We start from the raw sequence: 20440 nt of genomic DNA on the forward strand, positions 1-20440 counted from the left end.
TATTGTAAGCCTTTTTTGTTTTAATGTATGTTTAAAATTCTATTGTACAGTTTCATATTTCTTTTTCAACTGTAAAATCATTTCATTAGTCATGCTTTCTAAATCAAAATTATGTTTCCAATTCCAATCTTTTCTAGCAGCAGAATCATCAATAGATTTTGGCCACGTATCAGCAATTTGTTGTCTACAATCAGGATTATAAGTAATTGTAAAATCAGGAATGTGTTTCTTAATTGCTTCGGCTAATTGTTGAGGTGTAAAGCTCATTGCTGCAATATTATAAGCAGACCTAATTTTAATAGCACTAGATGTCGCTTGCATAATACTTACGGTTGCATTAATGGCATCATCCATAAACATCATTGGTAACTCTGTGTTTTCAGATAAAAAAGATTCGTAAGTACCATCAGTAATTGCTTTATGGTAAATTTCTACAGCATAATCTGTGGTGCCTCCGCCAGGCATTGTTTTCCAACTAACAATGCCTGGGTATCTTATTCCTCTAACATCAACACCATATTTTTTATGATAATAGTCACACCAACGCTCACCAACTTGTTTAGTAATGCCATAAACTGTTGTAGGCTCCATAACTGTATGTTGAGGTGTATTTGCAGTTGGTGTAGTTGGCCCAAATACAGCAATGCTTGATGGCCAAAATATTTTTTTTATAAAGCCTTCTTTTGCAAGATTTAAAACATGAAATAAAGAATCCATATTTAAATCCCAAGCTTTCATAGGATACTTTTCACCTGTAGCACTTAACATAGCTGCCATAAGATAAACAGTATCTATATTATGTTTTTCAATACAAATTTTAACAGATGCATAATCTTGAGCATCTACAATCTCAAAAATCCCAGAATTTACTACATCTAAATTACTGTAACGTATATCACTAGCAATAACATTATCTCCACCGTAAATTTCTCTAAGTTTAAAAGTAAGTTCTGAGCCAATTTGCCCACATGCGCCAATAATTAGGATTTTAGACATATGTTAAAGCGATAAATTAAATTTTATCAAAAATAAAAAGAATTAAGTCTACTTAATGCATATAAAATAAAATTAATTATGTTAAAGTTACTAATTGTTAATACGGAGTAAATACCAAATTCAAAACAATTTAGTTTAGCTATATTTACAGCAAAATTTAGGTTTTTATGATGCGTTTTGTAAAGTTAATATATATAGTATTTTGTTTTTTTGTACTGAATTGTAATAATTCGAGCAGCAATAATCAAACTCAAGAAGTAGAAACTACAGTAGATGAAAATCAAATTTCTCAAAAGGATATTGAGAATCTAAAATATGTAGATATTGGGCTTAGTAACGCTTCAAAAAAAGCAGTTAGTAATTGGCAAAAATTTCAAGAGTTGTCCAATCACATAGATTTTTTAAAACAAGGCGATTTATCGTTTGTAAAAAGTGAAATAACACTAGTCGATGTTTTTTTTGCTGAATTAAAAACCCAAATACCAAAATCTATCAATACCAATGCAATTGCATCAAGATTAACAGTTTTAGAAACCAAATTCTACAAGGCGAACGATTTGTTGCTTATAGACAATATATCAAAAAAAGAAAAGCTTAAAGGTATTAAAGAGTTACTAATTGCTGTTTCTAACCTAAACCTTCAAATTGACAAAAAGTTTGAACTTGAAACAAATAATGTAAAACGACCTAATTAGGATTAACCATAAGAGTAAGAAACCGCCTGTTTTATCTTAATTTTATGTTAATATGTAACATTTTTAACATTGAGGCTTCTAACTAATAACTAATTTTATTCGAATTAAATTAAAAACGTATTATGAAAACCAATTTTAAACAAGTTTTGGTTGTTTCTATACTTGCCGTTTTTGCGCTAATAGGGTGCAAAGAAGACGTAAAAAAAGAAACAGCTATGGCTGAAAAAATTCCAGGAATTATTCTTGAAAACATGGACACTTCGGTTAGTCCAAAAGATGACTTTTACAATTATGTTAATGGTAATTGGGCAAAAACAACTAAAATACCAGAAGACGAAACACGTTGGGGAGGTTTTGGTGTTTTGCGTAAGCAAACTAGACAAGATGTTTTAGATATTGTAAATACATCTAAAGAACTAGGAACTTACGCTGAAGGAACTGATCAAAAGAAAGCCTTATTAATTTTTGAAACAGAATTAGATACTGTTGCTAGAAATAAAGCAGGTATTAAGCCATTACAACCTTTATTAGATGCAATACAGAGTATCAAAAACTTAGAAGACATGCAAACAGTGTATGCTAAAACCATAGGTGTTTCTGCACCTTTTGCAGGATTAGCTTCATCTTCTAATCTTAATGACAGTAGTATGAATATGGCTTGGGTTTTCCCAGGAGGACTTGGCTTACAAAGAGATTATTATTTAGATCAAGACTCTAAATCTAAAGAAATTAGAGAACAATATGTTGCCCATATTGCAAGAATGCTTCAGTTTATCAATTATGATGAAGCAAAAGCAAAAGCATCTTCAGAAAAAATATTAGCACTAGAAACTAAGTTAGCAGAACCTAGACTTGATAAGGTACAAATGCGAGATGCACGTAACTATAACAACCCACTTCCTCTTGCTGAACTACAAAAAATGACACCAGCTATAAACTGGGAAAAGTTTGTTAAAGATTTAGGAGTTGAAAAAGAAATTGGAGATGTAAACGTTATGCAACCTGTTTATATGGCCGCTCTTAATGAGTTTTTAACGTCAACAAGCATTGATGATATAAAAATGTTGATGAATTGGAGTACTCTTAACAATGCGTCAGGATGGTTATCTACAGATATTGAAAAAGCAAACTGGGATTTTTACTCTAAAACATTATCTGGAGCAAAAGCAATGAGACCTGCAGATGAGAGAGCGTTAGGTACTGTAAATGGAAGTGTAGGAGAAGCAATTGGTCAATTATATGTTGAAGCTAAATTTCCGCCAGAAGCTAAGGCTAAAGCAGAAAAAATGATTGCTAATGTTATTAAAGCATTCCAAAATAGAATTATGAACTTAGATTGGATGACACCAGATACTAAGAAAAAAGCAGTTGAAAAACTTGATAAGTTTACAGTAAAGATTGCTTATCCAGATGAGTGGGAAGATTATTCTAACCTAATGATTAAAGAAGGAAATAGCTATGCAGAAAATATGTTAGCTGTTGGTAAATGGGCTTCTGAAAAGAACTTGTCTGAAATTGGTGAGCCTGTTGATAAAACTGAATGGGGAATGCCACCACAAATGGTAAATGCTTATTTTAATCCATCTAACAATGAAATTGTGTTTCCAGCAGCAATTTTACAGCCACCTTTTTATAACTATACCGCTGATGATGCTGTTAATTACGGAGGAATAGGTGCTGTTATAGGTCATGAAATATCACATGCTTTTGATGATTCTGGTGCTCGTTTTGATGGTGATGGAAACTTAAAAAATTGGTGGACAGACGAAGATTTAAAACAATTTACCGAACGTGGTAATGCTTTAGCAGAACAGTACAGTGCAATTGAGGTTTTAGACAGTGTACATATTAATGGTAAGTTTACTCTAGGTGAAAATATTGGTGATCTTGGAGGTGTACTTGGTGCTTATGATGGTTTACAGTTACTTTTTGAAGAACAAGGAAGACCAGATGATATCGATGGATTTACAGCAGAACAACGTTTCTTTATGTCTTGGGCTACAGTTTGGAGAACATTAACGAGAGAAGATGCTTTAAGAACTTTAATTAAAACAGATCCTCACTCTCCAGGAATACAAAGAGCAACACAACCGTTAAAAAACATAGACGCGTTTTATGAAGCTTTTGATATTAAAGAAGGCGATCAAATGTATTTAGCTCCAGAAGACAGAGTTAGAATATGGTAAAATTATAATCAAATGTTAATAAAAAAAGCAGCTTTTAAAGCTGCTTTTTTTATTAACTAATATGCAATTAATTATTCTTTTGGTTTTCTAGTAGCCAAGGCGTCTTTACTAATTTGAGCCATATTAAAATTAGAGTCCATAGTTAACGCTTCATCTAACAAAGCAATAGCAGCATCAAGATTTGTTTCTTGATTTTCATTAAAAATAATTAATGCTTTTAAATAGGTAAGTGCAGCTTTTAATGAAACTTGATATGGGGTTTGAGTTTCATAAAACGAACGTTTCATATGATCTTTAACATTTGCTAAACCATAATCAACACTAGTTTTGGCGCCAGCAAGATTATTGAGTTGAATTTTTAATTCAGCAATTTCATAAGCTAATAATGGATTTGCTTTTCTTTGAAATAAAACTTCATAGTGTTCTAAAGCCAACTTAGGTTGATTTAAACTTTTTAACGCAATAGCCTTTACTTCTGTGTTAATATCAGAATCTGAAGCATTTTTTTCAATCCCTATAGTATTTAAAGCTTCACGGTTTCTACCTTCAGAAACATAAATATATGCTAAAGTATCTCTACGTGCTTGTGTAGGTTGTAAAACATCTAAGTGTGTCATCGCATTAATAACACCTTGTACATCACCTTGTTTTTTCATTTGTTGGTAATACGTTTCAAAGTGTTTAATTAATTCTGTTTTTGTTTGAGCTGTTATACTAAATGATACCATAACAGTTAAAATAAGTACTAGTTTTTTCATTATAATCTTTATTAATTGCGCCAAAACTAAAAAATTTAATACGATAAACTCTTAAAAATCTGCCAATTATTAAAGTTCAACTTGAAAACTATAATCTAAATCCTGCATTAACTTTTTAGAGCTAATTCTTTTACCCTTGCTTTTTGATGATAAATTGAATTGAGGAATAGGTAATTTCTTAGCAATACAAACAGAAGTATAATGTTCTTTTTTTGTTTGATTTGAAACTGTTGATGCATTAAAAGTAGTATTCCAAAATTCTTTTTCTATAATGGAGATTATAATAGCAATACAGTCTTTTTGATGAATTAAATTTACTGGAGCGTTTGAGTTTTTTAAATCAATTTTTCCAGATAGAAAAGTTGCAGGATGTCTGTTTTCACCATACAAACCACTAAAACGTAATATAGTAGTATTAATTTTTTTTGAATTAGTAAATAACTGCTCAACTTCTAGTAATTGTTGAGCAGACTTTGAATTAGACGTAGCACTTTGTTCTGTAATTATTGGCATAGTTTTGTCATCGTCATAAACAGATGTCGAGCTTACTAAAATTACATTTTTAATTGAAGATGCTTCAATATAAGGCAAGAGAAATGCCATTTTTTTTGCAAAATTAGATTTGGGGTTTTTACGTAATCCTGGAGGAACATTTAAGATTAATGTTTCACTATGTGCAAGACATTTTTTAATGTCACCTATTATACCTTTTTCGGTAAGTTGTATTGTATAACCATCTACTTTATGCCTAAAGAGTAGCTCTATCTTTTCTTTAGAAGTTGTTGAACCTTTTACTTTATAGTGTTTAGTTACAAGAGCTTTTGCAAGCGGAAACCCTAACCAACCACAACCAATAACACTTATTTGTTTACTCAATAGTAATTGTTTTTTTAATAATTATTGCATCATTTAAAACAAAAGGTTTAGGTATCATATGTGTTGCACGTTTTTTAATCTTAAAAGCGTTATTTTCAAGTAAATCATAAGAAGCTTCATAAAATTGAAATTCTGTCTTTTGAGACTTTGGTACTGTTACACTTAAATTAAGTGGTTCTTGATTTGCTAAGTAAAAACCAAAAAGCCTGTTTGTTTTACGGTTATTAAATATTGAAGTTTCATTATCTTTTTTTGCGACTTCCAATCCATTAATATTAAAAGATTTAAACACGTTTCTTGAATCTGAAAAAACGTCTATTCTATTTATAAAACGTTGTGGTACTAACGAAATCCTTATATGTCTATCATCACCTATAATAGTATCTTTAGTAATTTCTACTAAAGGCGCATCAATGTTTTTTATTGCTGCATTTTTACTAAACGTAAATCCTGTGCCATATTTACTTTTAAAAGGAATATCGTTTGAAGCTCTAACACTATCTGGGTTATCACTTAAATAATGCTCTGTCCATTGATCCAATATATTATCATAAGTTGCCCAAATTGCTGAGTTAGTATCTAAATCTAATACATACACTAAACTATTTGGTTTAGGTGTTTCATTTGTAAATTTTGAATTTAAGTGCGCAGAAACAAAACAGCAAAAAGCAATAAAGAAAAGCGCATATGACCATCTCTTTTTATGCTGAAATGTATTAAAAATAGAAACAAGTAAACTGTAAATTAAAGTAATTAATACGGTTGATGCCACTAAAATTCCTAAACCTAATCCAACAGGAAACATTTTAACAAAAGGCGACATGATTACTAATACAGGAACTCCTAACAAGACCATCAAAAATGGGCTTGGCTTCTCTTGTCTTACAAGCACAAAAAGGCTAATTAATCCAAAGATTACAGGAATTATAAAGAAACTTGCGCCTTTAAGTTTTAAAGCAATTAGGGTGCATATTACAAGCCATAAAAATAATGGAGCTATTAATAAATTACCTGCATTTTTTGGTTTATAAAACTTATGATAAATTAAAAAACAAATAGCAATTGCTAAAAAAGAAAAAGCCCAAATATAGGTATGGCCATTATATGTAAACCCATGTAAAACTTCATTATACCTAGGATATAGGGTTGATAAAACTTTCCAACCCAAAAAGCCAATAAGTCCATTAATAATTAGAGAAAGAAATAAAGGTGCAAAACCAAGACCAATATGTTTAGGGTTTAAGGTTTGTTTTTTAATACCATAATATATTAATACAAAAAAGACAATAAATGAAAGGATAAGCATTGGTAATATCCATGAAAACGGATAGCTTACGGTTTTAAACAGTGGTACATTAAAATAGATATCATCATCATCACTTTTTAAATTGTTTAGGTTGGCTTTAGAAAAATAATCAAGTAAAGGCATTAAATAGCTCGCTTGATGCTCTAAGGTTTCTCTATCGAGTCGCTCGTAGGTATCTAAAGCAGTATGGTAATCAAAATGGTCGTCAATAAAAGCAAAATTAAAACCTTCAATATCTCCATCTTCTCTAAAACGTGTTAAATCAGTATCGTTAGGCAGCATTTTATAAATACTATAGGCAAGAGAGTTAGCAACAGGGAATTTTGGATTTGCTTTTTTAAAAGCTTCAATCATATTATGATTTCCTCCATTAGTTTCTACAAGCATATAACTTGGTCCACCACTTCCGCGAGCTTCAAAATTTAAAACTAGACCAATATTTTTTGCCCAAGGATGCTTATTTACAAAAATGTCTGCACCATTAAGTCCAGACTCTTCAGCATCAGTGATTAAAATAATAATATCATTTTTTGGGGTTACACCTTGACTTAAAAAAGCACGTAACCCTTCAAGAATTGTTACTACTCCAGATCCTGCGTCACTAGCACCAAAAGACGAATGGGCATTGCTATCGTAATGCGTTAAAAGCACTAATGCTTTTGTATTATCACTTCCTTTTATTCGCGCCAGAATATTTGTTGGTTTGGTAAAACTTTCCCACTTTCGGTTAAAACTATAATTTTCTTGCAGCTGAACTTCTAAGCCTAGATTTTCTAGCTCTTTAACAATATATTCTTTAACTGAAGCGTGATTTTTAGAACCAACATAATGGGGTTGTTTAGAAATTTCTTTGAGGTGAACCAATGCACGTTCTGTAGAAAAAGACTTAGTATCTGCATCTAAAGATGAAATTTTATTTGGCATTAAAGCTGAAAAGCTCCAATAAACGGCTATTATTATAAGAGCAAGCGTTATAGCTTTTTTGAGCATTTTAAATAGATGTTTAGTTAACATAAAATTACAAAATAATTACCATCAATTTTTGAGTTAGTATAATTCGTTAATTTTTAGTAAATTAAAGGCTAACGTAAATTAATTAATTATGGGAATTAAGAGTTTTCAAGGCGCAAGAAGACAGCAGCAAAGTACTACCGAGAATGTAGCGTTTAAAGTGAGTGATTTTATGAGTAGAGATTTAATTACTTTTAAACCCGAACAAACGGTTGAGTCTGTTATACAAACCCTTATTAAAAATAAGATTTCTGGTGGTCCTGTTGTTAACGAAAGTAATGAATTAGTTGGTGTAATTTCTGAAGGTGATTGCTTAAAACAAATAAGCGAAAGCAGGTATTACAATATGCCTATGGAACAACATACCGTAGAAAACAGAATGATAAAAAATGTTGAAACAATTGATGGTAATATGAATGTTTTTGATGCAGCCAATAGGTTTTTAGAATCTAAAATACGTCGTTTTCCTATTGTACAAGATGGTAAGCTAGTTGGCCAAATTAGTCAAAAGGATATTTTAAAAGCTGCTATAGAATTAAAGGGTCAGAATTGGAAATAAGTATCAATTATTCTCGTTTCACTAAAGCATAATAATCGCCTTCTAAAGGCAAATAACCTTGGTTATAAACAAAATAATAAACGGTTGCTGCTTTGGTGGTATAAATGCTTGTAAAATAATTAAAATCGAAGCCTTTCTCTATAAGTTTTGCTCTAGAGGTTTTTGTTTTTTTGTCAGGATTTAAGTCTTCAAGAATTCTATAGTTTTTTCGTAATCTGTTGTTGGTGTTTCTTATTAAGTTTTTACTGTCTTTATTAATTCTGTTATTAAATGAATTACGACAAGCATCGCTACAAAATTTTTTATCAATTCTGCCCACAATTTTTTCACCACATTCAGGACATTGTTTCTGCATAATCTTCTTTTTTAAGTTCGTACCAATTTACCATAACACTATCACAAAAAAATGTTTCTGTAAACTGTAACCCAATTTTTTCTAGTATTTTATTAGACGCTATATTTTTTGTTTCAGCAGCACCAACTATCGTTTTTAAATTTAACGTTTTAAAACCATAATCTAGAATAACCTTTGCAGATTCTGATGCATAACCTTTTCCCCAATACTTTGGCATTAACCTGTAACCAATATCATAAAAATCTCTTTTGTTACCTATGGTTTCTTTGTCTCCTGTATTAAATTTTAGTCCAGACCAACCCACAAAGTTTCCTGTAGATTTTTCTATAACAGCAAACCGACCAATACCACGCTCTTTATATTGGGTTATTATACTGTTAATATAAGTTTTGGCTTGTGCTTTAGTTGTTATAGGTTTTTTCCCTAAATACTCGTGTACTTTAGGGTTTGAGTCTAGCTCAAACATGGGGTCAAGGTCTTCGTTTGTAATTTCGCGTAAAATTAAACGTTCTGTTTCTATGTGTATTTTCATTTGTTTAGTATAGTAATATATGCTGCCCAAGGCCCAACTTCATTTTTATATTGCTTAGCCATAACGCGAGCAATTTGTGCCATATGACCTAAGTCGTGTGTTACCCAACTTGCTAATAATTGTCTTAATGTGACTTCACCTAATTCTGGGTGTATGCCTTTTAAGTCTAGTTGTTCTTCAAAAAGATTTAAGGATTTTAAATATATAATATTGTTTTTTCTCAATTCTGAAAATTCAGCTAGTAACTCTGCTAACGTTTTTCCTTTAGAGTCTTCAAATTGAGCAAAACGATTATAGGGTGTAAACGTTTTATTTTCTGAAGCATTCATTATGATTTCTAACCTCGGAATCCAATCTGTTTTTTCACCATGAATTAAATGTCCAACAATATCAAAAGCGCTCCACGTATCATTGCCTTCATTACAATAAATCCAATCGTCTGATAGGTTCACTAAAAAAGACTTTAGTGTTTTTGGTGTTTGCTTTAATATTTCTAGAGCGTTTTTAATTGTGTAAGTCATACATTTTTAAAAATCGGTTACACTTCCCCAGTTTTTACCAGATTTTATTCTGTAGAGTTGCATTTCTGAAATACCAAATTGTTTTGCAATAAGTCGCATTCTGGTTTTATGCTTTGGGTTAAATAATTTTCGTTTAATCATTTTTACTTTTCCAACAGACAGTTTTGCATAAGGTTTATTGCGTTCTCTTTTTAGTTTTCCTGCAATAACTAAAGGGTTACTTTTGTTATGAAACACCATTTCTTTTCGAGTTGCCCAAGCTAAGTTTTCAATACAATTATTTGTTTTGTTATGATCTTTATGAATAACAAATTGTTTTTGCTCTGGGTTTTCTAAAAATAATTCTGCCACAATTTTATGTATATATACCAAATTGGTGGTTTTATTAATACGTATGGCAGAAAAAGCTTCGTAGCCATTAATATTAGAAAGCTTAAACCTCAGTTTTCTATTTTTGTGTTTTTCACTAAAAACACGACCAAATGATGAAACATGATAGCATTCATTAGGACGCCAATCATCCTTGCTAATCGTTTTCCACGATTCACCTTTTAATGTTGTCAACATAATTAATTATTCAAGGAGAGTAACAAGATACAAAATATCTGTTTACAAACGATTACAGGTTTTTAGCAATAATAATTGTATTGGTATCATTTACTTTTTCATATACATCAGCAGTATACATATGGGATTTTAAAAATGAAATCACATCTTTTAGCCCATCGCTTTTTGTTTTTTGTAAAGAGGCATTAAAAATAATCGCACCATTAGTAGATTTAGATGCCATAATATTTTTCCAAAATGAAAGATGTAAAAACTGATCTGGAACTTCAATATCTATAAATAAGTCAATAATGATAAGATCAAATAACTCTGAGTTTTGTTTTATATAATCTATTGCATCACTACAAATAATACTTAAGTTTTGATCTAATTGATGATTAAACTCTTTTTTAGCAAGGTTAATAATTACTGGGTCAATATCTACTGCTGTAATAGATTTTGTGTATTTAAAATCGTCTCGTAATGTTTCTATAACACTTCCGCCACCTAATCCTAAAAGCAATACAGAGCAAACGTTTTTTAAGTCTATTTTCTTTAAACCAAACTTTAAAATGGCTTGTAATGACCCATAAGAATAGTTTGCATTTTTGGTATTGAGGTACTTTTTACCATTATGCCAAGTAATTTCTAAATGACCACTATACTCAGATTTTACCTTTCTAGTAATTGGATACATATAACTTAAAAGTCTTATCATAGTTGGTAAATATAATGATTTGCATGGAAAAATTTAGTCGCATACAAACGACTACAAACAATTACAAACGAATTTAAATAGTTAGTAACCGACTATTATTTGCATGCTGTTTCATATTTGCAGTGTCGAAACATAAGAACTCGATAGTATTAACTGTTAACACAAAAAATTTAAAATTATGAACACGCTCAGAAACAAAGTACAGTTGATTGGTAACTTAGGAAACGATCCAGAAATCATCAATCTAGAATCAGGTAAGCTTTTAGCTAAATTTTCAATTGCTACAAATGAAAGCTATAAAAATGCACAAGGCGAAAAAATTACAGACACACAATGGCATAATATAGTTGCATGGGGAAAAACAGCATCGCTTGTAGAAAAGTATTTACAAAAAGGAAAAGAGATTGCTATAGAAGGCAAGCTTACATCTCGTAGTTATGAAACTAAAGAAGGTGATAAGCGTTATGTAACAGAAGTAGTTTGTAACGAATTATTGATGTTAGGAAAATAGTTATCGGTGAAAGTTTGGTATTCATGTTTTTTTTGATGGTTAGTTTTGATTTATATTTAATTATTAAAATTTAAAATTATGCCTTTAAGAGATGACTATGATTACAGTAAAGAAGAGTTAGATAATCATTCAAATACCATGAATCCTGAACATGATAATTATTGGGATTCAAGAGGAGAAGAAAATCCAAATTCTTAAAATTAAAGGCAAGATTTAATATCTTGCCTTTGTAATTAATATGAAAGAATCTAAATCACTTTTAGAAATAGGTATCTATTTAAACTCTAGAGTTAAAGAGTTAGCTTTTGAAGGTTTCTTCCATTTTTTTATGGATTGCTTATCTAATAGTACTCGTTTAGCAAATGATGAAGAAGTGTCTAAAATTCTCTATGATGCTATTGAGTTTGGAGGTCTATTTATACCAAACGGAATACATACATCAAAATTTACTGTTCAATCATTATTAACAATAGCTGATTCAAATTTTAAACCTACTTACTGTAAAGAAAGACTAGCTCAAGAGCTTAATATACATGAACAAACATTAAATAATTGGCTAAAAGCATTTGACAAACCACTATACTTTAAATTATTTAATGAAAGAAAATTATCTTTTAAAAATTTGTATCAAATATTGGTTTCATTAGGATTTACATTATCTACAGAGGTATTAAAAAGAAGTGAGTTATCAAATAGATGTAATTTAAAATCTTCAGAGTTAAAGAAAAATCTACCAAAAGATGTATTAGCAAGCTTTAATAAGTTTATAAAATATCCTCCAATATTTTCAAATAAGGTATTGGTTCTTTTTGATGCAGATTTATTAGAATAATTAAAAGCATTAAAGAAAGGAAAATAGATTGTTAAAGAAAGATGCAAACGTTATGTTACATAAATAGTCTGTAATTAGTTATTTATGCTACTTTCTTAATTAAGTCAAAGCAAGGGCATTTTTTACAACGCTTAGCTTCACTCTTTTTATATTTTTTGCAACATTTAGACTTATACTTAATAGTTGTACAAGACTCATCTTGAATACTTAAGTTAAGTAAACGTTCCTTTTTAAGTCGTTTGTCTTTTTTTTTGCCCATCTTTTTAGTTCCTTGACAAAGGAATTTCAATTTAATGATGCAAAAATAGTTATTTTTATTAAATCTAAATAAGATTAGCTAAAAAAAATTATTGTCCGTTTGATCCAGCAGAAGTAATAACTGTTAGTTGTTGTATGTCACGATCAAAAAGGTATAAGCCACCTTTATCATCACCAATCATATTTATCTTGTCTAAAATGGTTCTGGCAGTTGCTTCTTCTTCAATTTGTTCAGATACGTACCATTGTAAAAAGTTATGTGTTGCATAATCTTTTTCTTGAAGTGAAGTATGTACTAGTTCATTAATACTTGCAGAAACCATAACTTCATGTTCTAATAATTTTTCAAACATTTCTTTAAACGAATTAAAGGTGACATTTGGTGCAGACAAATCTGAAATTAATGCATGACCACCACGTTCATTTACAAACTTTACAAGCTTTAGCATATGGTCGCGTTCTTCGTTAGATTGGTCGTACATAAACATTGATACGCCCTCAAGACCTTTTACTTCGGCCCAAACAGCCATTGCTAAATAAATTTGAGACGATTCGGCTTCTATTCTTATTTGCTTATTTAATGCAGCTTCTATGGTTTTTGATAACATGTTGTTCTGTTTTTATGTAAAGTTAAAAATAATACGTAAATCTTTAAATCGATAATCTTTTTAAAGAATTAAGTTTAACTAATCGTTAATCCATTTTTTGTGTCTTGATTTGCGTCAGGATTTACAAATACCAATTTACCTTCAGGGGTTTCAGTCATTAAAATCATGCCTTCACTTTCTACACCTCGAAGTGCTCGCGGAGCAAGATTAACTAAAACCGTTACTTTTTTACCAACAACTTCTTCAGCAGTAAAACTCTCTGCAATACCAGAAACAATAGTTCTTACATCAATTCCAGTATCCACTTTTAAGACTAAAAGTTTTTTTGCTTTCGGCATTTTTTCAGCCTCTAAAATAGTACCAACACGAATGTCTAATTTGGTGAAATCATTAAACGTAATCGTTTCTTTTTGAGGTTCTAAGGTTGCATTTGCTGCTTCATTTGCTTTTTTACTTGCTTCTAATTTATCAAGTTGTAATTGAATAGTTTTATCTTCTATTTTTGAGAATAATAATTCAGCTTTTCCTATTTGATGCCCTTCTGGAATTAAAATGTCTTTAGATAAAATATCATTCCAATGAGATGCTTCGACAAGCTTAGCATGACAATCGTTTTCGTTTATGTCATTCTGAGTAAAACGAAGAATATCTTTTAGCTTTTTTGAAGTAAATGGCAAAAACGGTTCGCTTAAGGTTGCTAAAGCTGAAGCTATTTGTAAAGCTACATACATAATAGTTTGTGTACGTGCTTTATCAACTTTAATAACTTTCCAAGGTTCTTCATCTGCTAAATATTTATTACCAAGTCTAGCTAAATTCATTAATTCTTGAGACGCTTCTCTAAACCTGTAACGTTCAATAGAACTCGAAATCACATTGGGATACGCTTTTACAGCAGCTAAAGTTTCTTCATCTATTTGAGAAAAATTTGATGGCGTTGGAATAATTCCATCATAGTATTTGTTGGTTAAAACAACTACACGATTTATAAAGTTCCCAAAAATGGCAACCAACTCATTATTGTTTCTTGCCTGAAAATCTTTCCAAGTAAAATCATTATCCTTACTTTCTGGAGCATTTGCTGTTAACGCATAACGCAATACATCTTGCTGATTTGGAAAGTCTTCTAAATATTCTGGTAACCAAACCGCCCAGTTTTTAGACGTAGATAGTTTGTTGCCTTCTAGGTTTAAAAACTCATTAGCTGGCACATTATCAGGAAGTATATAACTGCCTTCTGCCTTTAGCATAGCTGGGAAAATAATACAGTGAAACACGATATTATCTTTACCTATAAAGTGAACAAGTTTTGTGTTTTCATCTTTCCAATAAGGTTCCCAATCTTTTCCAACACGTTCTGCCCATTCTTTTGTTGCAGAGATATAACCTATTGGTGCATCAAACCATACGTATAACACTTTGCCTTCTGCGCCTTCAACAGGAACTGGAATTCCCCAATCTAAATCTCTGGTTACGGCTCTTGGGCGCAAACCATCATCAATCCAAGATTTTACTTGTCCGTAGACATTAGGTTTCCAATCTTTTTTATGACCCTTTAAAATCCACTCTTTTAAAAATTCTTCGTGTTTATTTAAAGGTAAAAACCAATGCTTTGTTTGCTTTAAAGTAGGAACATTTCCTGTAATTGCCGATTTAGGATTTATTAAATCTGTAGCATTATGGCTAGTTCCGCAGTTTTCACATTGGTCGCCATAACTTTCTTCATTTCCACATTTTGGACAAGTACCAATTACAAAACGATCGGCTAAAAACTGATTTGATTCTTCGTCATATAATTGCTCTGTTACTTCTTCTATAAATTCATTTTTATTATACAACGTTGTAAAAAACTCTGATGCTGTATCATGATGAATTTTTGCAGATGTACGTGAATAATTATCGAAAGTAATTCCGAAATCTTCAAAAGATGTTTTAATTATTGCATGATATTTATCTACGATATCTTGAGGTGTTACACCTTCTTTTTTTGCTTTAATTGTAATAGGAACACCATGTTCGTCACTACCACAAATAAAAGCCACATCGTTTCCTGTTAGGCGCATAAAACGCGCATATATATCTGCTGGCACATAAACACCTGCTAAATGACCAATATGAATTGGTCCATTTGTATAAGGTAAAGCCGCAGTAATTGTATATCTTTTTGGTTGAGTCATAATTTTAAATTATGTCATATTGAGCGTAGTCGAAATATCTCTTTATCGAGATTCTTCACTCTATTCAGAATGACAAAGTATTTTCTTTTGAAGCCACAAAAGTACGCATTTTGAAGGCGATTTAGAAACGTGTAATTACAAATTTTAGACATTGCTTTTATTAATAAATACTTAAAGTTTGTAATTTGAGAACGTTGTGGTTACACAGGTTCTTAATTTTATAATTAGCCTATGATTTAATAATTATTAAAATTTAAACGTGTGAAAAAAAATGTACATTTACAATATGTCAAAAAGCATATTCATTTTAAGTGTATTTATTGTTATTGTTTTCTTTGGAAACATAAATAGTATGGCACAAAATACAACATCTAAACAGCAGGAAATGTTGATACAACCAGATTATTTAAAAGCAGGAGACACGGTTGCTATTGTAGCGCCTTCAGGGATTTTAAAAGAGCGAAATGATGAAGTTAATCGCGCAAAAGCACTTCTTAAAAGTTGGGGTTTAAATGTTGTTGTTGGCGATCATGTATTTAGCCAAGACAATCATTTTGCAGGAACAGATGCTGAGCGATGTGAAGATTTTCAAAAAGTATTAGACAACCCAAAAATAAGTGCTATTTGGTGTGCTCGTGGTGGCTACGGAACCGTTAGAATTTTAGATAAACTTGACTATACAAAGTTTAAACAAAATCCTAAATGGATTATTGGTTATAGCGATATTACTGCTATACATAATCAAGTGCATAATGAAGGTTATCAATCGTTACATGCATTAATGTGTGTGAGTTTAACCAAAGATTTAAGCAAGATACAAGGCTCAATTGACACGTTTAAATCTGCATTATTTGGTAGTCCTGTAAATTACGATTTAGAATATTCGCCTTATAATAGATTAGGTGAAGCATCAGGTGAATTGGTTGGCGGAAACTTAACCATATTACACACGATGTTAGGCTCAAATACCAGTATTGATACCTCAGGAAAAATTTTGTTTATTGAAGAAATTGGCGAATACAAATACCATATAGATCGAATGCTTCAAAGTTTAAAACGCGCAGGTTATTTTAATAATTGTGCAGGTCTTATTGTAGGTGATATGAGTAAAATGCGTAAAAACACAACGCCTTGGGGAAAACCAATTGAGCAACTTGTTTTAGATGCTTTAGCAGATTATAATTTCCCAATTGCTTTTGGGATGCCAGCTGGTCATGAAAAAGATAATCGTGCTTTGGTTTTAGGAAGAAAAATTGAGTTAACAGTAAACAGTGAGCAGTCAACAATTAAGTTTGAAGAATAAAAATGAAAGAAGCTAAAACACAACCGTATTAAGTTTTGTTAATCAAATTATGAAACTGTATAAAGGATTTAACTGATTACTGTGGACTGAAAACTGAAAACTAATTTATGGCTTTCTACGATTTAACTAAAGAAGAACGATTACTACTAGTTGATAACATCAACAAAGAAATTGAGCAAGATTTAGCTTCAAATGAAACGGATAAAATCATTAATTATTTTTCTGATGAAGATACTTATATTCGTAAAACAGGATATTTAGCAATTGGAAAAATTTTCTATTCTCAACCACAATTACAAGCTTCTATTTTTTCGACTTTAAAGACATTAATGCAATCTCAAAATGAACTAATTCGGCAATCTGTTATAAATGCAGCTGGAGAAATTGGAAAATTTCATTTTGATAAAATTCAGCACTTTATGGATGCTGGATTATTTGATAAACACCATCGTGTGAGAAATGCAGTAATAGGTTCTATTAAAAAAATGGGAGAGAAAAATCCAGAGCCTGTTTTAGCTTGGGCAAAGTCTTATTTAAAACATGAAGACAAAGAAATACGTCGTGAGATTTGTCATGGTATTGAGCTTCGTGGCAGAACGCATCCACAAGATATTTTACCATTATTAAAAACATTAGAGTTTGACAAAACACGTCGTGTAACCGATACTTTAATTCATGTTTTAGGGCAAATTGCTTATAAAAACGGATGCTTAAAAACTGTTGTTTCTCATCTCAACACGTGGAAAAATAAACCTTTGGTTGAAAAAGCGTTAGATGAAATAGTTGATGTACACAAACGTTATAAAAAGTTTGCTGTATTATCACAACAACAAGCAATTGATTATATTGATAAACATTATAAACAGTAATTTGTCATTCTGAACGTTTACATTGAGCTTGTCGAAATGAAGTGAAGAATCTATAAATTCTAAAAATGGCTAAAACTAAAGGTACACATAACTATTATGTTTATATCTTAACTAATAAAAACAAAACTATTTTATACACAGGAGTTACTAATGATTTGAAGAATAGAATTAGGTTTCATTATGAAAATGCTGGCTTAAACCCTAAAGCTTTTACATCAAAATATAGATGTTATTATTTAATTTATTTTGAACATTTTAATTCTATTGAAATAGCAATAGCTAGAGAGAAACAAATAAAAGGGTGGAAAAGGTTTAAAAAAGAAGATTTGATATCTACATTAAATCCAGAATGGAATTTTTTAAATGAAACGATATAGAGATTCTTCGCTCCACTCAGAATGACATACATTCTATGGCACAACATAACGAACTTGGTAAAAAAGGTGAGCAATTAGCAGTTGATTTTCTATTGAAAAACAATTATGAAATTATTGAACGTAACTATAGGTTTGATAAAGCCGAAGTCGATATTATTGCACAACAGAAAGACATTCTTGCAATTATTGAAGTTAAAACGCGATCAAGCTCAGAATTTGGTAATCCTCAAGATTTTGTAAAACCAAAACAAATTAAAAATTTGGTTAAAGCGGTTGATGAATACGTAACTGAAAATAGTTTAGATGTAGAAGTACGTTTTGATATTATCGCTATTATAAAAAACGGAAAACAATTTGATATTGAGCATTTAGAAAATGCGTTTTATCATTTTTAATATAGTTAATAAGCTTACTTATAAAAATTCATTTCGTCAACATACTCCCAAACATGTTCTGGTAACATTGGTCTAATGTTTTTTCCTTCTTTGATTGACTTTCTAATAAACGTTGAAGATAACTCCATAATTGGTGCATCAACTTTATGAATCTTAGTATGGTTATCAAATTGAGTTTCTACTTTACCATTAGAAATTCTTGGGTATACATAAATATCATGATGTTTTAAAATGAGTTCATAATTTTTCCATTTATGAAAACCTTTTAAATTGTCTTCTCCCATTATTAGTGCAAACGTATAATCTGGATACTTTTCTTGAATGTATGTAAGCGTATTAATAGTATAATTTGGCTGAGGTAAATTAAATTCAATATTACTAACCTTAAGTTTTGGGTAATCATCAACTGCACGATCTACCATTTGATAGCGATGGTGGTTATCTAATAAAGAACGTTTCTTTTTAAACGGACTATGAGGTGTAACTACAAACCAAATTTGGTTTAAATCACTATGCTCTGCCATATGGTTGGCAATAGTTAGATGACCAACGTGAATAGGGTTAAAGGTTCCAAAATATAATCCTATTTTTCTTCGCATTCTTGAGACGATTCTAAAAAATTTGACACTAAGTTATATGCGTCTTTTAAGGCAGTATCTAGACTTTCATTAACAACAACCTCATCAAAAAGAGGTGCTGTTGCAAGTTCTGCAGATGCTTTTGCTACTCTCATATTAATCTTGTCTTCGCTTTCTGTTTTACGCTTTTTTAACCTTATTTTGAGCTCATCAATACTTGGCGGTTTTACAAAAATAGCTAAAGTCTGTTCAGGATATTTTCGTTTAATACGTAAGCCACCAGAAACATCAATATCGAAAATCACATTTTTACCTAAAGCCCAAATACGTTCGACTTCTGTTTTTAAAGTACCATAAAAGTTATCTCTATAGACTTCTTCCCATTCTAAAAACTCATCGTTTTTAATTTTGCTTTTAAAGGTTTTTGCATCTAAAAAGTAATAGTCTTTTCCGTCTTGTTCTTCACCTCTTTTTTTACGAGATGTTGCAGAGATAGAAAATTCTAAATTCAGCTCTTCTTGCTCTAATAAATGTCTTACAATTGTTGTTTTTCCTGAACCAGAAGGTGCAGAAAATACTAAGAGTTTTCCTTGTTGCATCTACAAAACATTTAAAAGTTGTTCTTTAATTTTCTCTAGTTCATCTTTCATTTGAACAACTAATTTTTGCATTGGAGCATAATTAGATTTTGAACCAATAGTATTAATTTCTCTACCTATTTCTTGGCTTATAAAACCGAGTTTTTTTCCGTTTGAATCATCAGATTTTAAAGCTGTTGAAAAATACTCTAAGTGATTTTTTAATCTCACTTTTTCTTCTGTGATATCAAATTTTTCGATGTAATAAACTAGCTCTTGCTCAAAACGGTTTTCATCAACTTTTTCTTTAATATCTGCTATCCCTTTTTGTAAACGTTCTCTAACACCATCAATACGTTCTGGATCCATTTCTATAACCTTATCTAACAACACCGAAATGTTTTGTGCACGATCTAAAAATTCGCTTTCTAAACTTTTACCTTCGTCTATTCTATATGTCTGAATTTTGTCTAATGCTGAGTCAATTTCTTTAGCAATTTCACTCCATTCGTTTTCATCAATTTCTTCACGCTCAGTAGTTACTGCATCTGGAAGACGAATAGCCATTTTTAAAAGTTCTGTTTCATCTCCATTAACAACATCTTTTAACTGTTTAATATATTGATTGACTACTGTTTTATTAATTTGAGTTGAAGTTTCTTCGCCAGTGATTTCCATATATAAAGAAAAATCAATTTTACCACGAATTAATTTTGATGCAATAAGTTTACGTATACTCAATTCCTTTTCTCTATAAATAGAAGGCATACGTGTATTTAAATCTAAATTCTTACTGTTTAAAGATTTTAATTCTATTGATATTTTTTTGGTTGGAAGCTGTATTACAGATTTTCCGTAACCTGTCATGGACTTTATCATGGACTCAATTTATAAA

At 30.6% G+C, this 20440-nt stretch carries 24 protein-coding genes; 9 read left to right on the top strand and 15 right to left on the bottom strand.

Translation table 11 applies throughout. From position 1 onward, the window contains the following. Positions 1 to 39 precede the first annotated feature (39 nt). Complete coding sequence (locus BXY80_RS05275) at positions 40 to 996, bottom strand: NAD-dependent epimerase/dehydratase family protein (RefSeq protein WP_120200148.1); 957 nt, start codon at positions 994 to 996, stop codon at positions 40 to 42. Between the two features lie 167 nt (positions 997 to 1163). On the opposite strand from BXY80_RS05275, the gene BXY80_RS05280 reads away from it, so the two are divergent. Next, positions 1164 to 1691 carry a hypothetical protein gene (locus BXY80_RS05280; RefSeq protein ID WP_120200149.1) on the top strand — a complete coding sequence of 176 codons (528 nt, stop codon included), beginning with the start codon at positions 1164 to 1166 and terminating at the stop codon, positions 1689 to 1691. A gap of 122 nt (positions 1692 to 1813) precedes the next feature. Next, entirely contained in the window at positions 1814 to 3877 is a 2064-nt protein-coding gene (locus BXY80_RS05285; RefSeq protein ID WP_120200150.1) for a M13 family metallopeptidase, read from the top strand. Between the two features lie 71 nt (positions 3878 to 3948). On the opposite strand, the gene BXY80_RS05290 is transcribed toward BXY80_RS05285, so the two are convergent. The 3 genes from BXY80_RS05290 to BXY80_RS05300 all read right to left on the bottom strand — a co-directional run bounded on the left by BXY80_RS05290 (position 3949) and on the right by BXY80_RS05300 (position 7807). After that, the gene (locus tag BXY80_RS05290; protein WP_120200151.1) at positions 3949 to 4635 is read right to left on the bottom strand and encodes a tetratricopeptide repeat protein; all 687 of its coding nucleotides are present in this window, start codon (positions 4633 to 4635) and stop codon (positions 3949 to 3951) included. A 69-nt stretch (positions 4636 to 4704) separates the two neighbouring features. After that, positions 4705 to 5511, bottom strand: a complete 807-nt coding sequence (locus BXY80_RS05295) for an NAD-dependent epimerase/dehydratase family protein (RefSeq protein WP_120200152.1) — start codon at positions 5509 to 5511, stop codon at positions 4705 to 4707. Continuing rightward, positions 5504 to 7807 carry a M20/M25/M40 family metallo-hydrolase gene (locus BXY80_RS05300; protein ID WP_120200153.1) on the bottom strand — a complete coding sequence of 768 codons (2304 nt, stop codon included), beginning with the start codon at positions 7805 to 7807 and terminating at the stop codon, positions 5504 to 5506. Before BXY80_RS05300 ends, BXY80_RS05295 begins: the two co-directional genes overlap by 8 nt. Positions 7808 to 7919: 112 nt before the next feature. Between BXY80_RS05300 and BXY80_RS05305 the strand changes: the two genes are divergently transcribed. Further along, positions 7920 to 8387, top strand: a complete 468-nt coding sequence (locus BXY80_RS05305; protein ID WP_120200154.1) for a CBS domain-containing protein — start codon at positions 7920 to 7922, stop codon at positions 8385 to 8387. Between the two features lie 7 nt (positions 8388 to 8394). Here BXY80_RS05305 and BXY80_RS05310 read toward each other — a convergent pair whose 3' ends face one another. Genes BXY80_RS05310 through BXY80_RS05330 form a run of 5 tightly spaced genes read right to left on the bottom strand, consistent with a single transcriptional unit; the run spans position 8395 to position 11059 of the window. Further along, positions 8395 to 8742: a hypothetical protein gene (locus tag BXY80_RS05310; protein ID WP_120200155.1), complete on the bottom strand. Its 348-nt coding sequence runs from the start codon at positions 8740 to 8742 to the stop codon at positions 8395 to 8397. Continuing rightward, positions 8723 to 9274, bottom strand: coding sequence for a GNAT family N-acetyltransferase (locus BXY80_RS05315; RefSeq protein ID WP_120200156.1), 552 nt, complete (start codon positions 9272 to 9274; stop codon positions 8723 to 8725). The genes BXY80_RS05310 and BXY80_RS05315 overlap by 20 nt, the downstream gene beginning before the upstream one ends. Then, positions 9271 to 9795 carry a DinB family protein gene (locus tag BXY80_RS05320; RefSeq protein ID WP_120200157.1) on the bottom strand — a complete coding sequence of 175 codons (525 nt, stop codon included), beginning with the start codon at positions 9793 to 9795 and terminating at the stop codon, positions 9271 to 9273. Before BXY80_RS05320 ends, BXY80_RS05315 begins: the two co-directional genes overlap by 4 nt. Before the next feature lie 6 nt (positions 9796 to 9801). After that, on the bottom strand, positions 9802 to 10362 hold the full coding sequence (locus BXY80_RS05325) for an HNH endonuclease (protein ID WP_120200158.1): 561 nt from the start codon (positions 10360 to 10362) through the stop codon (positions 9802 to 9804). A gap of 52 nt (positions 10363 to 10414) precedes the next feature. Then, a complete protein-coding gene (locus BXY80_RS05330; RefSeq protein ID WP_120200159.1) occupies positions 10415 to 11059 on the bottom strand; it encodes a fused MFS/spermidine synthase in 645 nt (214 codons plus the stop codon). A gap of 178 nt (positions 11060 to 11237) precedes the next feature. Between BXY80_RS05330 and BXY80_RS05335 the strand changes: the two genes are divergently transcribed. Further along, entirely contained in the window at positions 11238 to 11570 is a 333-nt protein-coding gene (locus BXY80_RS05335; RefSeq protein ID WP_120200160.1) for a single-stranded DNA-binding protein, read from the top strand. Between the two features lie 238 nt (positions 11571 to 11808). After that, a complete protein-coding gene (locus tag BXY80_RS05340) occupies positions 11809 to 12402 on the top strand; it encodes a hypothetical protein (RefSeq protein WP_120200161.1) in 594 nt (197 codons plus the stop codon). An 82-nt stretch (positions 12403 to 12484) separates the two neighbouring features. Here the strand turns inward: BXY80_RS05340 and BXY80_RS13900 are convergent, their stop codons facing one another. The 3 genes from BXY80_RS13900 to metG form a co-directional block, all read right to left on the bottom strand. Next, the gene (locus tag BXY80_RS13900) at positions 12485 to 12661 is read right to left on the bottom strand and encodes a hypothetical protein (protein ID WP_162843268.1); all 177 of its coding nucleotides are present in this window, start codon (positions 12659 to 12661) and stop codon (positions 12485 to 12487) included. Between the two features lie 88 nt (positions 12662 to 12749). Beyond that, positions 12750 to 13268, bottom strand: coding sequence for a ferritin (locus BXY80_RS05345; RefSeq protein ID WP_120200162.1), 519 nt, complete (start codon positions 13266 to 13268; stop codon positions 12750 to 12752). 74 nt (positions 13269 to 13342) lie between these two features. Further along, a complete protein-coding gene (metG, locus tag BXY80_RS05350) occupies positions 13343 to 15445 on the bottom strand; it encodes a methionine--tRNA ligase (protein ID WP_120200163.1) in 2103 nt (700 codons plus the stop codon). Between the two features lie 286 nt (positions 15446 to 15731). On the opposite strand from metG, the gene BXY80_RS05355 reads away from it, so the two are divergent. From BXY80_RS05355 to BXY80_RS05370, 4 genes are all read left to right on the top strand, one after another. After that, positions 15732 to 16748: a S66 peptidase family protein gene (locus BXY80_RS05355; protein WP_120200164.1), complete on the top strand. Its 1017-nt coding sequence runs from the start codon at positions 15732 to 15734 to the stop codon at positions 16746 to 16748. Positions 16749 to 16855: 107 nt separating this feature from the next. Beyond that, positions 16856 to 17617, top strand: coding sequence for a HEAT repeat domain-containing protein (locus BXY80_RS05360; protein WP_120200165.1), 762 nt, complete (start codon positions 16856 to 16858; stop codon positions 17615 to 17617). Between the two features lie 65 nt (positions 17618 to 17682). Continuing rightward, complete coding sequence (locus tag BXY80_RS05365) at positions 17683 to 17994, top strand: GIY-YIG nuclease family protein (RefSeq protein ID WP_120200166.1); 312 nt, start codon at positions 17683 to 17685, stop codon at positions 17992 to 17994. A 35-nt stretch (positions 17995 to 18029) separates the two neighbouring features. Next, positions 18030 to 18389, top strand: coding sequence for a YraN family protein (locus tag BXY80_RS05370; protein ID WP_120200167.1), 360 nt, complete (start codon positions 18030 to 18032; stop codon positions 18387 to 18389). A 14-nt stretch (positions 18390 to 18403) separates the two neighbouring features. Here BXY80_RS05370 and nadD read toward each other — a convergent pair whose 3' ends face one another. From nadD to BXY80_RS05385, 3 genes are read right to left on the bottom strand one after another with little or no spacing between them, the layout of a single operon-like run. Beyond that, complete coding sequence (gene nadD, locus BXY80_RS05375) at positions 18404 to 18988, bottom strand: nicotinate (nicotinamide) nucleotide adenylyltransferase (RefSeq protein ID WP_120200168.1); 585 nt, start codon at positions 18986 to 18988, stop codon at positions 18404 to 18406. Continuing rightward, positions 18973 to 19566 carry a guanylate kinase gene (gene gmk / locus BXY80_RS05380; RefSeq protein ID WP_120200169.1) on the bottom strand — a complete coding sequence of 198 codons (594 nt, stop codon included), beginning with the start codon at positions 19564 to 19566 and terminating at the stop codon, positions 18973 to 18975. The genes nadD and gmk overlap by 16 nt, the downstream gene beginning before the upstream one ends. Further along, positions 19567 to 20424, bottom strand: a complete 858-nt coding sequence (locus BXY80_RS05385; protein WP_120200170.1) for a YicC/YloC family endoribonuclease — start codon at positions 20422 to 20424, stop codon at positions 19567 to 19569. Positions 20425 to 20440 lie beyond the last annotated feature (16 nt).

The organism is Ichthyenterobacterium magnum (genome assembly GCF_003610635.1).
GTDB lineage: Bacteria > Bacteroidota > Bacteroidia > Flavobacteriales > Flavobacteriaceae > Ichthyenterobacterium > Ichthyenterobacterium magnum.